Below are 14,911 nucleotides of genomic sequence, written 5' to 3'. Positions count from 1 at the left end.
TTAAAAATTACCCCTTCCTAAAACGGGACTCCACAGCTCCCAAATTGCTTTGGGTGCGTTCTTTTTCTGAAATATACAATCCAAAAATGGCACTGGATGTTTTGGCCTTACTTAAAAACAAAGGCTTGGATGCCTCTCTTTGTATGGTAGGGCCCGAAAAAGATGGAAGCTTACAAGCTTGTAAACAATTAGCCCGCAACAAAAATTTACCGGTTCGCTTTACAGGAATGCTTTCTAAAGAAGCGTGGATATCACTTTCCACAACCTATGACATATTCATCAACACCACCAATTTCGATAATACACCCGTAAGTGTTATTGAAGCGATGGCACTGGGACTGCCGGTTGTCTCAACAAATGTAGGCGGAATTCCTTTTTTATTAGAACATGATAAAAATGCACTATTAGTACCGCCTAACAACTCTGAATTGTTTGCCCAGGCCATTGTTGAATTGGTTGCGAATGCAGAAAAGGCGTGTTTTATTGCTAAAAATGCCAGAGACACCGTCGAATTATTTGATTGGCAGAAGGTAAAACATAGTTGGAATACCCTTTTAAAGCAATAAATTAATCCTTATTTTTAACCGTATTAACTAACTTATAACCATACATGTCCAGTATACACTTTGATATATCAGAACGCAAAGTACTCCTTCGTATTTTAGATATTGCCAGTGTACTCGGCCTGTTATACTTGGTAGGTCAGGTTTTCAATTTTGATTATTTTAAGATAAATGCCAATCACTGGGTTTGGTCCATAGTGTTGGGACTATATCTTACTATTTTTGCAACTATCTTCGAGTTGTATAATCTTCAAAAGGCCAGTAAGTTTGAAGTGGTCATCCAGAATATTATCCTTACGTCTTCAGTGACGGTCTTGTTTTATCTGCTCACCCCATTTTATACTCCGCAGCTCCCAACCAATCGATTGCAGATTATCTATTTCTATATTTCGGTCAACCTTGCTCTATTTTTGTGGCGTTATGCGTATATCGTGCTAATTTCTGCCCCTCGATTCTTTAAAAAGGTATTGATTGTGGGAAACGCCAGAGATTTGGACAACATAATCGCATCCTTGCAGAAGTCGGATCCAAATTATAAGGTGATAGGTTATATCAATACCGAAAATGCCGTGTACAACTCGACTCATGATCAAAAGATAAAAGATTTTGGATTGGAAAATGTTTCTGAAGCGGTACAAGAAAATTCAATTTCTGAAATTGTGGTTGCCACCCCGGATTCATCCGGAATGACGGTGAGTTTATACAACGAACTTATCACCTTGCTCGAACATGGCGTTGTTATTCGTGAATATACACAGGTATATGAAGAGATCACCCGAAGGGTACCCGTACAGCATGTAGACAAGGATTTTTACCGTTATTTCCCCTTTAGTCGAAGCAATCAAAACAAATTGTATTTGTTTTTTCACCGGATCTTGGACCTGTTATTCTCACTCATTGGAATTGGCTTCGGACTTATTATTTTCCCCATTATACTGGTAGGTAATCTTTTCGCAAATCGCGGTCCACTTTTTTATACACAGATCAGAGTAGGTCGAAACGGTAAGCACTTTCGGATTTACAAATTGCGAAGCATGGTCAAGGATGCCGAAAAACACGGTGCACAATTCGCCGAGGAGAAAGATACCCGCGTTACAAAATTTGGACGTTTTTTACGTCGTTCCCGCTTCGATGAGATTCCACAGTTTATCAATGTGATTAAGGGAGATATGAGCGTTATTGGTCCACGTCCCGAACGCCCCGTTTTTGTAAAAGCACTTTCAGAAAAGATTCCTTTCTACGAAGTGCGCCATTTGGTCAAACCGGGAGTGACGGGTTGGGCACAGGTAAATGCTAAATATGGGTCAACACAGGAAGATGCACTTGAAAAGTTACAATACGATCTGTATTATATTAAACGAAGAAGTCTGTTCTTAGACATTAGCATCGTAATAAAGACACTGAGTACAATTATCTTTTATCGCGGGCAGTGATTGGTGGCTCAACGGCTGAAGCTGCGTTCCGTTTTTTCAGAAAATAGAAAACATATAGATACCGAACAATCAGTGCTATAAATAGCGGTAAAAGCCCTAAAGCAAATACCTGAACTCCTGTTATCCAATGAATTCCCAGTAGTGCGAAAAGGAGGACTAGAAAAAAGACGTATCGGGCTACCCATCGCTTTGGCTGCTGTTTTCCTATGGCAAAAGCAAGGAACAAACTAAGGGGGAAAGCCCATAACATATTGTAATTATTGGCGGTCGCTGTATGATCGGTGGCGGTCCACAACAGCAGCAGAAAGACTCCAATTTGACCAGTCACAAAAAACAATAGACTGTCGAGATATCGCGATCGCACTTTTTTTCTGAAATCTCGCCAAGTTACCCACATAAGAAGCACTCCGAGCAGTCCAAAAACAAACAGCGGACTCGTGAGGAAATTTCGTTCTGTGTCTTTGGGAATGTTTTGATAAAGCGAGGCAGTTTCTTTTACCAGTGGTGCGTTTTTAAAGCTTGCCTGCGCGGCTCCTTCAAACACATAATCGGGTAAAAACTGATATTCCCATGCGGTGGCTTTCTTATCTACCACTGCTCCAATGGCCACATCCATTCCTAGGCTGCCCCAGGAATTCCAATAGACATTCTGCTGAATTAATTCCCGAAATGTTTTTCCCTCGGGAGCTATTTTATTTTTGTATACCAAATCATTTCCCAGAACGGTCACAAGTACATCTCGAATCTTTGTAGCGCAATTGTCAAAGAAAAAATCGTATTTGTAGAACATATTCTCGGGCTTGGCATTGTTCTGCAAGAAATTGAAGACGGCTTGTTTTTCGCTGTACGAGAGATCTAAGATCTGTTCGTTGATCCAACGATTCTGCCGTCTATAGCTTTCGATAAAGGGTTCATAAGGATTTACAACCAGTTTGTACAACAACTTGCCCTGAGCAAATTTGGTGTAGAAGTTTGGGGTTTCAAAATCGTATACGCCGTAGTTGTAAACGATATCCATCCCTGAAGCGGCATCTTTTATTCGGAAGGCACTGTGACCAAATTTATCATACAATTGCGCTCCGGGTCCGATGGTGATGATACTCACTTCAGAAGTTTCAGACAAACTTACGTATTGCGCTTTTGTGGAAGTAGAAGACAGACTGAGTAAAAAGCCGAGTAGCAGTACTAATTGTTTCATAGAATACTTATCTGAATATGCTCCAGTCTAAAGTAACGGAAAAAACATTACTGTACAAAGCGGCACTCTGGTCACCAATATCGGTCAGGGCATAATCCACCTGAATGCCTTTGTATTTGAAACCAACACCTATATTGGGCTGAAATCCAACCGAATCGCTTCCGTCCAGTTGTTGTACATTCTGAAAATTTCCCAATCCGCCACGAAGGAAGATCATGTCTATATAACCAAATTCAAGTCCTAATGCCGGACTAATACTGGTAAAGGAAGAAGAAATAATATCGTTGGTTTCGGCAAAACGGAAATTGAGATCGACTTCGGCGACCAAAGAAAAGTCATACTGATAGACAAATTTTCTTGCCATCCCTAATTGCAGCTTCGGAATTGTGATTTCGGTAGTTTCGGGCAGTTCTTGATTTTGGCCGTCCACGGCACCTTGTATTTCAGCAAATTTTGCTTCATCAATAGACCAGGCATTAAACGTTGTGGTAATATCACGAGCCATGACTCCAAATTTCCAGTCACCTGTCTCAAACTGTATAGCAGCGTCCAGTCCAAATCCCCAAGAGGAGGCAAAATCCCCAATCACCCGGCGAATCACCTTGGCATTCATACCAAAATTCAATCCGTCCAAGGGAAGTCTGCGGGCATAGGAAAACGTAACACCATAATCGGCAGTTGAAAATAGGCTGATTCGGTTGTAATCTATATTGCCTTGATCGTCAATTAACTGAGTGGTGTTTAAAATATCGTCTACTCCAAAGCGTATGATAGATAATCCTACTGCACTTCTATCGTCGAGCGGCATGGCAAAGCCAACATAATCATAACTGGCGATATTCGCAAAATAAGAGGCATGCATCAAAGAGAGCTGTTTGTCTTCTAAATTCACTAATCCGGCTGGGTTCCAATAGCCCGAATTTACATCGTCGGTAGAAGCCACCACAGCATTCGCCATTCCAAAGGCAGCAGCATCCACACCAATATTCATAAATTCGTTTGAATATTTACGAACGGTCTGTGCAGAAAGGGTAATTGAAATGAAAAATAAAACGAAAAATAACTTCTTTTTCAAGCTTACAATTTTCAACAAATATCTCACTATTTTACAGAATACTAAACTATAATTTTATAGACATATTGTGCAATTGTACCTTTAGACGCAAATACTTTGCTATTTTTACACCATTGACACAGGAATATGATTAAACAAATCCCTAACATCATTACATCCCTTAATTTGCTATGTGGATGTGTTGCTATCTTATTCGCCGCTTCGGGCGACTTGATCACTGCTTCCTTCTTTGTATTCTTCGGAATTTTTTTCGATTTCTTCGATGGCCTGGCTGCGCGGCTTCTGAAGGCACAGAGTACTATAGGGCTCGAATTTGATTCTTTGGCCGATGTGATTACCAGCGGGGTGGTACCGGCCATCGTGATGGTGCAGCTAATACATCAGTCGACGCAGGGAACGAATATTCAGTTGTTTTCGGAACATACCGAATCGATGAAATGGATTTCGGGTCAATTTACTTTTTTACCCTTTGTGGGGTTATTGATTGCGGTGGCTTCGGCATACCGATTGGCAAAATTTAATGTGGATACCAGACAAACCGATCGTTTTATTGGCTTACCTACACCAGCAAATACACTGCTTATTTTAAGCTTACCCCTTATACTGCATTTTCAATATTCGGAAATGGCCGAAAGCATCATCCTCAATAAATGGGTCTTGATAGGACTTACGGTGGCTAGCTGTATGTTGTTGAATGCCGAAATACGACTTTTCGCTTTAAAATTTAAAACCTGGGATCTAAAAAGTAATACAGTACGTTATGTGTTTTTAGCGCTCAGTCTTATTGCTATTGTTTTGCTGAAGTTTATCGCGATCCCTGTGATCATCCTACTCTATATACTGATGTCACTTTTATGGAAAGAACAATAAATGCGTTAGGGGTTGAGCGATTTGTTTGAGCTCTTTTGCCGTTTGGCCGTGGCTTGATTGCGCAAAAAGCGAGAAGCGAAGACCCGCCGTGAGCAGCGAAGATGCGAGCGGAACGCCCTAAAACTCTAACTTCTTTTTCCGAAGCTCGAAATTTTGTCCCAAATATACTTTTCGTACCATTTCATCGGCAGCAAGTTCTTCTGGAACACCGTGCTTTAAAATACTGCCTTCGAACATGAGATAGGTCCGGTCTGTGATGGCCAAGGTTTCCTGCACGTTGTGATCGGTAATAAGAATGCCGATATTCTTTTGTTTTAGTTGGGCCACTATCCTTTGAATGTCTTCTACCGCAACAGGATCTACTCCGGCAAAGGGTTCATCCAAAAGAATAAAATGGGGATCGGTTGCCAAGGCGCGGGCAATTTCGGTACGACGGCGTTCCCCACCACTTAAGAGATCCCCTCTGTTTTTGCGTATGTGTCCCAAGCCGAATTCTTCGATCAGGGTCTCCATTTTATCGCGCTGTTCCTTTTTGGACAGATCGGTTAATTGCAATACACTTAAAATATTGTCCTCAACGCTTAGTTTTCGAAATACCGAGGCTTCCTGGGCCAGATAACCAATTCCATTTTGAGCGCGTTTGTACATGGGGTATTTGGTAATCTCTTTCCCTTCGAGAAAGATCTTTCCGCCGTTGGGTTTGATCAATCCAACGATCATATAGAAGGAGGTTGTTTTTCCCGCACCGTTGGGTCCTAACAAGCCAACGATCTCTCCTTGGTTTACCTCGACGGTGATTCCTTTCACCACCTGACGGCCTTTATATGATTTTATAAGATTTTCTGCTTTGAGTTTCATGTAAGACTACTTATGTACCGTAAACGTTAAAAATACCAATTAATTTTTGGTTTTATCCAAGGCTTCCCAATATTCGAATGCTCTTCGTAAATGCGGAACCACAATGGTACCCCCAATTAAAAGTGAGATACTCAAGGCTTCAACCACTTCTTCCTTAGCTATTCCCAATTTGTGACATTCCTCCAAATGATAACGAACACAGTCGTCACAGCGCAATACCATGGAGTTTCCCAGGCCTAACAATTCCTTTGTTTTTTTCGGCAATACGCCCTCCATATAGGCGTTGGTATCCAGATTGAATATGCGTTTGATGATCTTATTGTTATCTTCTAATAGCTTTTCGTTCATTTTTGAACGGTAGGCATTGAACTCTTCAACGATATTATTTGGCATTGGCTTTGTCTTTTTTGTTTTGTCTTCTAACAACTCCTTTCGATATAAAAATACTCACTTCGTAAAGAATAAGCACCGGAATAGCAACGATTACTTGGCTGGCAATATCTGGAGGGGTAATGACCGCCGAAATGATCAAAACACCTACCAGTGCAAACTTGCGATACTTTTTAAGAATCTCTGGTGTGACAACACCAATTTTGGTCAAGAAATAAATAATTATAGGAAGCTCAAAAATTAGTCCGCTCGCCAATACGGAAGCGCGCACTAAAGATATATAGCTACTCAAATCGAAGTCGTTAAAAACTTGTGAACTCACCTGGTAACTTCCTAAAAAGTTGATGGAGAGCGGTGTGATTACGTAGTATCCAAACAAAACACCAATAAAGAATAACAGAGAAGCCACAATGATAAAACCACGACTGGTTTTACGTTCGTTGTGTTTGAGTCCGGGGCTTACAAACTTCCAGAACTCCCAAATTACATACGGAAAGGCGACAATGAATCCGGCCGTGATAGACGTCCATATATGCGCCGAAAATTGGCCGGACATGGTTCTACTTTGGATTCGGAATGGCAATTCTGTAAAACAAAAACTATCCAGTCCAATGGCTTGCGCGGCTCGACAGAGGAGTTTGTAGGTAGGGAAGTCGGCTTTTTTAGGACCGAAAAGCAAGACATCAAAAATAAAGTCTTTGGCAATAAAGGCAAGCACGGCTATGATGACAACTGCGGTAGTAGATCGAATTAAATGCCACCGCAGTTCTTCCAGATGATCCAGAAAGGACATTTCCTTTACGGCATCCTTCAATTTCTTTCTTCGTCCCATTAAATTATACCTTCTTTCGTTAGATTATGAATGTGAACAACGCCACAGTACTTCCCATTGTGTTCGGCCAGTAACTGGGTAATACCGTGTTTGTCCATGAGTTCCATTGCTTCTACTGCCATGGCATCGTTGTCAATAACCTTTGGGTTTTGCGACATAATATCTCTTGCGGTAAGACCGGCAAATGAATCGACTCTTGTCAACATTCGACGTAGATCACCATCGGTTATTATTCCAACAATCTTATTGTTTTCAACCACTGCGGTAACTCCGAGTAATTTTTCGGAAATTTCTACAATGACTTTCTTCACATCGGTATCGGGGTGTACCTCAGGTTTTTCATTCAATGAAGTGAGATCGCTAACACGCAAGTACAATTTTTTACCTAAGGATCCACCCGGATGGAATTTTGCAAAATCTTTACTCGAAAAACCGCGGAGGTCCAACAAGCACATAGCTAGTGCATCTCCAATTACCAGTTGCGCGGTTGTACTCGTTGTAGGTGCCAAATTATTTGGACAGGCTTCCTTTTCGACATAGGCGTTCAAGATAAAATCGGCTTGTTGCCCTAAAAACGAATCTTTGTTCGATGTAATGCCAATCAATTTATTGTCAATGGCCTTGATAAGCGGCACCAACACTTTAATTTCGGCGGTATTTCCACTTTTAGAAATACAAATTACGGTATCATTTTCCTGAATGGTCCCCAAATCTCCATGAATAGCATCTGCGGCATGCATAAAAACAGAAGGTGTCCCGGTGGAGTTTAATGTAGCTACGATCTTGGTGGCTATATTGGCACTTTTCCCTATTCCCGTCACGATCACGCGCCCTTTAGATTGATATATATATTGTACAGCTGCTGCAAATTCTTCATCTACTAACTCGGCTAAGTACATAATTGCTTTACTTTCAGTCTCTATGGTTTTCTTCGCTACTGAAATGATACGGTTTTGTTCATTCAAAATTTTACGCTTTTAATAGTTTGCAACTGTTTCAGAAATTAGTATATTTAGATTGCCAACCGAAAAATACTATAATTTGGATGGTTGGCAACAAACATAAGATACAGTTTTACCATATAGGTTGCAAAATTACAATTGTTCCCCTGTTTACGCAATTATAATAGGAAAACCTTACTCATATTAAATTAAAACGTACATAGCAGCGTGGCCGAGATCGATATATACGCAGCACTCAAGAAATTTTTTGGATTTACCAAGTTTAAAGGTCTGCAAGAAGATGTCATCAAGAGTGTTCTGAATAATGAAAATACTTTTGTTATCATGCCTACCGGCGGTGGAAAATCACTTTGCTATCAATTACCTGCCCTAATTAATGAAGGTACCGCAATTGTTGTTTCCCCCTTAATTGCCCTAATGAAAAATCAGGTGGATGCCCTACGCGCACTTTCGTCTGAGGAAGGAATCGCTCACGTTCTCAATTCTTCTCTTAATAAGACAGAGGTTAAAAAGGTAAAACACGATATCACGAATGGCATTACAAAATTACTTTATGTTGCTCCTGAATCCCTTACCAAGGAAGAGAATGTTGTTTTTCTGAATTCGGTAAAAATATCCTTTGTCGCCATTGATGAAGCGCATTGTATTAGCGAATGGGGGCATGATTTCAGACCGGAATATCGAAATCTAAAAAGCATCATTCAACGCATTGGTGATAACATTCCAATTATTGGATTGACTGCAACCGCAACGCCAAAAGTACAAGAAGACATTTTAAAGAATTTAGGAATTCAACAGGCCAATACATTTAAGGCCTCTTTTAATAGACCGAATTTATATTACGAGATCCGACCTAAGACAAAAAATGTTGATTCAGACATAACACGCTTTGTAAAACAAAACGAAGGGAAGAGTGGGATTATTTATTGCTTAAGCAGGAAGCGCGTAGAAGAATTATCGCAAACGCTTCAAGTAAATGGCATCAAGGCGGTACCCTATCATGCAGGATTAGATGCAAAGACCCGAGTGAAACATCAGGATATGTTCTTAATGGAAGATGCCGATGTGGTGGTTGCCACCATTGCCTTTGGAATGGGGATTGATAAGCCGGATGTGCGTTTTGTGATTCACAATGATATGCCTAAGAGTATAGAAAGTTATTACCAAGAGACGGGCCGTGCAGGCCGTGATGGTGGGGAAGGCCATTGTTTGGCGTTTTATGGCTATAAGGATATTGAAAAGCTTGAAAAATTTATGAGTGGGAAGCCTGTAGCCGAGCAGGAAATAGGACACGCATTACTACAAGAAGTGGTAGCTTTTGCCGAAACTTCTATTTCCAGACGTAAGTTCATTCTGCATTACTTTGGAGAAGAATTTGACAATGAAACGGGTGAGGGTGGTGATATGGACGATAATATGCGTTATCCCAAAAAGAAACACGAAGCCAAGGAGGAAGCTACAACATTGTTGAGCGTGGTTCAAAAAACAAACGAACAGTATAAGAGTAAAGAATTGGTGCATGTTTTAGTAGGAAAAATAAATGCATTGATAAAGTCGCACCGAACAGATGCACAAGATTTTTTTGGAGTGGGTGCCAAGAAAGAACCTTCTTACTGGATGGCTTTGCTGCGACAACTTTTGGTGGCCGGTTACTTGAAAAAAGATATTGAGACCTATGGTGTGATCCAGCTTACAAAACGAGGGCGGGAGTTTATTAAGAATCCTACCTCTTTTATGATGACTGAAGATCATTCATTTGGGGAGGCCAATGATGAGTCTTTTGTTGAAACTAAAAAAGGCGGAGGCGTGGCCGATGAAAACCTTTTTAAGTTGTTGAAGGCAGAACGCAAAAGAATAGCTACCAAGTTAGACCTGCCGCCTTTTGTGATCTTTCAGGATCCATCGTTGGAAGACATGGCCTTGAAATATCCTATCACTTTAGATGAATTGTCCAATGTTCACGGAGTAGGAGAGGGGAAGGCAAAGAAATACGGATCCTCCTTTGTAAAGTTAATAAATGAATATGTTGAAGAAAACGATGTATTGCGCCCCGACGATTTTGTGGTCAAGTCCACCGGAACTAACAGTGCGTTGAAACTATATATTATTCAGAGTGTGGACAGAAAACTCCCGCTTGATGATATTGCATCGGCCAAAGGTTTGGACATGACCGATTTTATCAAAGAAATGGAAGCCATAGTTTATAGCGGGACAAAACTCAATATCAATTATTGGATCGACGATATTCTCGATGAGGACCAACAAGAGGAAATACACGATTACTTTATCGATGCCGAAAGTGATAAGATTGAAGATGCGATGGAAGAATTTGACGGAGATTACGATCTGGAAGAACTTAGACTGTATCGCATTAAGTTTATTAGTGAGGTGGCCAACTAATTTTCTTCTTTATTGCTTCTAATTCAGTAAAAAACTAATTCTTACTTACTTTTTTAGCCGACAATACCTACCTTTGCACCTTCATAAAAAAAAGACATATGCAAGACGGAATTTACGCTAAATTCAGCACAGAAAAAGGAGACATTCTCATTAAACTTACCCACGATAAAACCCCGGGAACTGTTGGGAATTTTGTGGCGCTGGCCGAAGGAAATTTAGAAAATCAGGCAAAGCCACAGGGGAACCCCTATTACGACGGATTAACATTTCACCGTGTGATACCTGATTTTATGGTGCAAGGGGGAGATCCAAATGGAACAGGAGCGGGAGGCCCCGGATATAATTTTGATGATGAATTTCACCCCGAACTAAAACACGATGTACCGGGAGTACTTTCCATGGCAAATGCAGGAAAAGGAACTAATGGAAGTCAGTTTTTTATCACACATGTACCTACTCCGTGGTTGGATAACAACCATACCGTTTTTGGTCATGTAGTAGAAGGACAGGATGTGGTAGATAGCATTGCTCAAGGAGATACAATGCAAAAGGTAGAAATCATTCGACAAGGATCTGAGGCAGAAAATTGGAACGCAGTAGAAAATTTCAGACTGTTTACAGGAGCAAAGGCCGAACGAGAAGCAGCTGCCAAAAAAGATCAAGAGGCCCTGTTGGCTTCAATTTCTGAAGGCTTTGAGCGTACTGATAGTGGATTGCGTTACCAGATCATTCAGAAAGGAAGTGGCAAAAAGGCCGAAAGCGGACAAACTGTTGCGGTGCACTACAAGGGAATGCTTGTTGATGGGGATGAATTCGATAATTCATACAAACGTGGCAATCCTATAGAATTTCCGGTAGGTATGGGAAATGTGATCGCAGGCTGGGACGAAGGGATCCAATTATTACATGTTGGTGACAAAGCCCGATTTGTAATTCCATCGCATTTAGGTTATGGCGCGCAAGGAGCCGGTGGAGTTATTCCGCCCAACGCCACCCTGATTTTTGATGTAGAACTCATGAACGTAAAATAAATAGCTGTAAATATAAGTTTGAAAACGTCCCGTTGCATCGGGGCGTTTTGTATTTTTATACTATGGATATAGAAAAATTGAAATACCCCATTGGGAAGTTTGATTGCCCTTCCAATATAACCCACGAAAAGTTGGAAGCTTGGATTTCGATCTTAGAACACTTTCCGAATCGACTTTCCAATTTAGTGCGTACGCTTTCCGAAGTGCAATTGAATACACCCTATCGCCCTGAAGGTTGGACGGTAAAGCAAGTGATTCATCATGTGTATGACAGTCATCACAATAGTTATTCACGCTTTAAATGGACCTTGACCGAGGACACCCCGCTTATCAAGGCGTATAATGAAAAGAAATGGGCCGAGTTGTACGATTATAAGGCGGCACCTATTGAAATGTCATTACTTGCAATTTCGGCGCTTCATGCAAAATTGGTATTTCTTCTGAAGGGATTAACCTATGTAGAGTTTCAGAAAGAATTCATCCATCCGGACGGGAATCGGCATATTTCCTTGGCCGAAGCCACCGGAATTTACGCCTGGCATAGTAATCATCACTATGCGCATATAGAAAACCTATTACTTAGCAAAGGGTGGAAATGACTTGTTTTGGCAGATAGCTGCTTTATTTTTTCCACTTGATATTACAACCCATACTCGGTTTTTGATCCTTTCGTTGGGGATTGTTGTTTAGTAGATTGTCCAAGGCTTCTCTCAAGTCTCTTCCGTTCACCGGAATACCATTACCCGGCCGTGAATTGTCCAATTGTCCGCGGTAAACGAGTTTTAATTCACTATCAAACAAATAGAAATCGGGTGTGCAAGCTGCATCATAGGCTTTGGCTACTTCTTGGGTGGCATCATAAAGATAGGGGAACGGATAATTTTCCTTTCTCGCCACCTCCCACATTTTGTCGGGCGCGTCCTGTGGGTAATTTTCTATATCGTTGCTGCTTATGGCAACAAACCCAAATCCGGTAACGCGATAATCATTGCAAAGGCGTACAATTTCATCGTTGACATGTTTTACATAGGGGCAATGATTACATATAAACATCACCACTGTGCCTCGTTCGCCACGAATCTTTTGTAAGGAAACTTTTTTATTGGAAACGGCATCTACAAGGGTGAAATCGGGTGCCTTGGTGCCAAGCGGTAACATATTTGAGGGTGTCTGTGCCATGGTAGTTTTACTTCATTAGTAAGCAATATAGTACCAAAGTTACAACTTCATAAAGAATTAGTAAAGTTTTGTGATTGTGTAAATTGTCAAGTACATTTATACAAAATAAGATATATGGAAAACAACCTGAGTTGGGCCGATTTCGAAAAAGTGGATATACGTGTAGGGACTATAAAGGAGGCAAATAATTTTCCTGAAGCCCGGAACCCATCGTATCAATTGCTAATTGATTTTGGAGCTGAATTAGGTGTTAGAAAATCTTCGGCTCAGATTACGAACCTGTATTCAAAAGAAGAACTAATCGGTAAACAAGTGGTAGCTGTTGTCAATTTTCCGAAGAAACAGATTGCCAATTTTATGAGCGAATGTTTGGTGCTTGGCGCGGTAGATGGAAAATCTGTAACCCTATTAGAACCCAACAGGTCTGTTGATAACGGGCTACGGATTTCGTAATTATACCTCACTATCCAAGGTGTCTGTAACTACCCAGTATCTTGGGTCATCCACGGCCTCTTCAATGACCGTGTTAAAGTTAGGATCCCATTTGAGCAAAAGTGTCTTACAATCCGGACTTAGATGTGTTAATTTCACTTTTTTGCCGCTTTCCAAGTATTTGTTTGCGATGTTACGAAGGGCTTCTACACCGGAATGATCGCTTATTTTCGATTCGATAAAATCGATCTCTATCTTGTCTGGGTCTGTACTGAAGTCGAATTTCGAATTAAAATTCTGAACCGATCCGAAGAATAGGGGTCCCCAGATCTCGTACACTTTGGTGCCATCTTCTTTGAAACGTTTTCGAGCTCTAATCATGGTGGCATTCCTCCAAGCAAATACCAAAGCACTCATAATAACACCGGCAATTACGGCTACGGCTAGATCTTGCCATACCGTTATCGCAGATACGGTTATTAGTACAATGGCATCGGACAATGGAATTTTGTGTAATATTCTAAAACTACTCCAAGCGAAGGTGCCAATAACTACCATAAACATAACTCCCACAAGGGCTGCAATAGGTATTTGCTCAATCAAAGGAGCCCCAAACAGCACGAAGCAAAGTAAGGCCACTGCTGCCACAGCACCCGATAGTCTTCCTCGCCCACCCGAATTGATATTAATGATCGATTGCCCGATCATGGCGCAACCACCCATACCTCCAAATAGACCATTTAAAATGTTAGCTCCACCTTGTGCAACGCATTCTCTGTTTCCACTCCCCCGTGTCTCTGTCATTTCATCGATGAGGTTCAATGTCATAAGTGATTCAATTAAACCAACTGCGGCGAGAATTACAGCGGTAGAAAGAATTAACTCCCAATGTCCTTGTAATGTATATATTAGGGTAAATATTTGGTCTTGAAAAGTGGGTAAGCCACCTTGTAAACCGTCACCACCACCATCTTTAATGAATGATCCCACTGTACTCACATCAATTCCCCCAAATATGGTAATACAAGCCACGACAATAATTGCGGTTAAGGCTGCTGGTATTTTTTTTGTAAGCTTCGGAAGGCCATACATAATAGCCATAGTGAGTCCTACAAGACCCAGCATGACCCAAAGAGCACTGCCCTGCATATATTGTTGTGTTCCGTTTATATTTTCAGTAAAAAGTCCGAGTTGGGATAGAAATATGACAATGGCCAATCCATTGACAAACCCCATCATTACGGGGTGTGGAATTAAACGTACAAATTTTCCCAGACGGAAAACACCGGCAGTAATCTGTATGAGACCAACAAACAAAAGGGTAATAAACAACCACTGTAGTCCAAGATTTTCAACAGGTGTTGCCAAAGCATCTCCTACTTCATTTCCTTTCTGAATAAGGTGCACCATCACTACTGCCATAGCTCCCGTGGCACCGGAGATCATTCCGGGACGCCCTCCAAAGAGTGACGTCACTATGCCCATCATAAAGGCACCGTAGAGCCCCACCAAGGGGTCAATTCCTGCCACAAAGGCAAAAGCCACTGCTTCGGGAACTAGTGCCAAGGCAACGGTAAGTCCGGATAGGATATCGTTCTTCGGATTCTGAGTAAAATTCTTAATGGTTCTTTGCAACATGGTTTCCGCTTAAAAAAGCGGCAAAGATAGCCTTTTGAAGTTAGGCCTTG

The 14,911-nt window shown here is 41.2% G+C and carries 15 protein-coding genes; 7 read left to right on the top strand and 8 right to left on the bottom strand.

Annotated elements, in window-relative coordinates:
- Positions 1-566: glycosyltransferase family 4 protein (locus tag K8F54_RS04720; RefSeq protein ID WP_290787747.1), on the top strand; the 566-nt coding region annotated here is incomplete at its 5' end.
- Between the two features lie 44 nt (positions 567-610).
- Positions 611-1,996 (top strand): sugar transferase, encoded by a 1,386-nt coding sequence (locus K8F54_RS04715; RefSeq protein WP_290787744.1) that lies wholly within the window; start codon positions 611-613, stop codon positions 1,994-1,996.
- On the opposite strand, the gene K8F54_RS04710 is transcribed toward K8F54_RS04715, so the two are convergent.
- Together K8F54_RS04710 and K8F54_RS04705 are read right to left on the bottom strand one after the other, a co-directional pair.
- Complete coding sequence (locus K8F54_RS04710) at positions 1,974-3,194, bottom strand: DUF4105 domain-containing protein (RefSeq protein ID WP_290787741.1); 1,221 nt, start codon at positions 3,192-3,194, stop codon at positions 1,974-1,976. The genes K8F54_RS04715 and K8F54_RS04710 overlap by 23 nt on opposite strands.
- A 7-nt stretch (positions 3,195-3,201) precedes the next feature.
- Complete coding sequence (locus tag K8F54_RS04705) at positions 3,202-4,185, bottom strand: PorV/PorQ family protein (RefSeq protein WP_290787753.1); 984 nt, start codon at positions 4,183-4,185, stop codon at positions 3,202-3,204.
- Positions 4,186-4,395: 210 nt separating this feature from the next.
- Between K8F54_RS04705 and K8F54_RS04700 the strand changes: the two genes are divergently transcribed.
- On the top strand, positions 4,396-5,139 hold the full coding sequence (locus K8F54_RS04700) for a CDP-alcohol phosphatidyltransferase family protein (protein ID WP_290787738.1): 744 nt from the start codon (positions 4,396-4,398) through the stop codon (positions 5,137-5,139).
- Positions 5,140-5,256: 117 nt separating this feature from the next.
- Here K8F54_RS04700 and lptB read toward each other — a convergent pair whose 3' ends face one another.
- The 4 genes from lptB to K8F54_RS04680 are packed head-to-tail and all read right to left on the bottom strand — an operon-like array spanning position 5,257 to position 8,184.
- Entirely contained in the window at positions 5,257-5,997 is a 741-nt protein-coding gene (lptB, locus tag K8F54_RS04695) for an LPS export ABC transporter ATP-binding protein (RefSeq protein WP_290787735.1), read from the bottom strand.
- A gap of 39 nt (positions 5,998-6,036) precedes the next feature.
- A complete protein-coding gene (locus K8F54_RS04690; RefSeq protein WP_290787733.1) occupies positions 6,037-6,390 on the bottom strand; it encodes a carboxymuconolactone decarboxylase family protein in 354 nt (117 codons plus the stop codon).
- On the bottom strand, positions 6,380-7,219 hold the full coding sequence (tatC, locus tag K8F54_RS04685; protein WP_290787731.1) for a twin-arginine translocase subunit TatC: 840 nt from the start codon (positions 7,217-7,219) through the stop codon (positions 6,380-6,382). The genes K8F54_RS04690 and tatC overlap by 11 nt, the downstream gene beginning before the upstream one ends.
- Positions 7,219-8,184, bottom strand: a complete 966-nt coding sequence (locus K8F54_RS04680; RefSeq protein WP_290787728.1) for a KpsF/GutQ family sugar-phosphate isomerase — start codon at positions 8,182-8,184, stop codon at positions 7,219-7,221. Before K8F54_RS04680 ends, tatC begins: the two co-directional genes overlap by 1 nt.
- A gap of 204 nt (positions 8,185-8,388) precedes the next feature.
- Here K8F54_RS04680 and recQ point away from each other — a divergent pair, with 204 nt between their 5' ends.
- The 3 genes from recQ (at position 8,389) to K8F54_RS04665 (ending at position 12,211) form a co-directional block, all read left to right on the top strand.
- Positions 8,389-10,581, top strand: a complete 2,193-nt coding sequence (recQ, locus tag K8F54_RS04675) for a DNA helicase RecQ (RefSeq protein WP_290787725.1) — start codon at positions 8,389-8,391, stop codon at positions 10,579-10,581.
- 98 nt (positions 10,582-10,679) lie between these two features.
- Entirely contained in the window at positions 10,680-11,612 is a 933-nt protein-coding gene (locus K8F54_RS04670; RefSeq protein ID WP_290787723.1) for a peptidylprolyl isomerase, read from the top strand.
- A 62-nt stretch (positions 11,613-11,674) separates the two neighbouring features.
- A complete protein-coding gene (locus K8F54_RS04665) occupies positions 11,675-12,211 on the top strand; it encodes a YfiT family bacillithiol transferase (RefSeq protein WP_290787722.1) in 537 nt (178 codons plus the stop codon).
- 22 nt (positions 12,212-12,233) lie between these two features.
- Here the strand turns inward: K8F54_RS04665 and K8F54_RS04660 are convergent, their stop codons facing one another.
- Positions 12,234-12,791, bottom strand: coding sequence for a thioredoxin family protein (locus K8F54_RS04660; RefSeq protein ID WP_290787720.1), 558 nt, complete (start codon positions 12,789-12,791; stop codon positions 12,234-12,236).
- Between the two features lie 114 nt (positions 12,792-12,905).
- Here K8F54_RS04660 and K8F54_RS04655 point away from each other — a divergent pair, with 114 nt between their 5' ends.
- Entirely contained in the window at positions 12,906-13,244 is a 339-nt protein-coding gene (locus K8F54_RS04655) for a tRNA-binding protein (protein WP_290787718.1), read from the top strand.
- On the opposite strand, the gene K8F54_RS04650 is transcribed toward K8F54_RS04655, so the two are convergent.
- Complete coding sequence (locus K8F54_RS04650; RefSeq protein WP_290787716.1) at positions 13,245-14,861, bottom strand: SulP family inorganic anion transporter; 1,617 nt, start codon at positions 14,859-14,861, stop codon at positions 13,245-13,247.
- Positions 14,862-14,911: the final 50 nt, after the last annotated feature.

Origin of the sequence: Altibacter sp. (genome assembly GCF_019913785.1) — a bacterium.
Lineage (GTDB): Bacteria > Bacteroidota > Bacteroidia > Flavobacteriales > Flavobacteriaceae > Altibacter.
The sequence above is the reverse complement of the archived record's forward strand: the minus strand, read 5'-3'. Positions and strand labels throughout refer to the sequence as shown.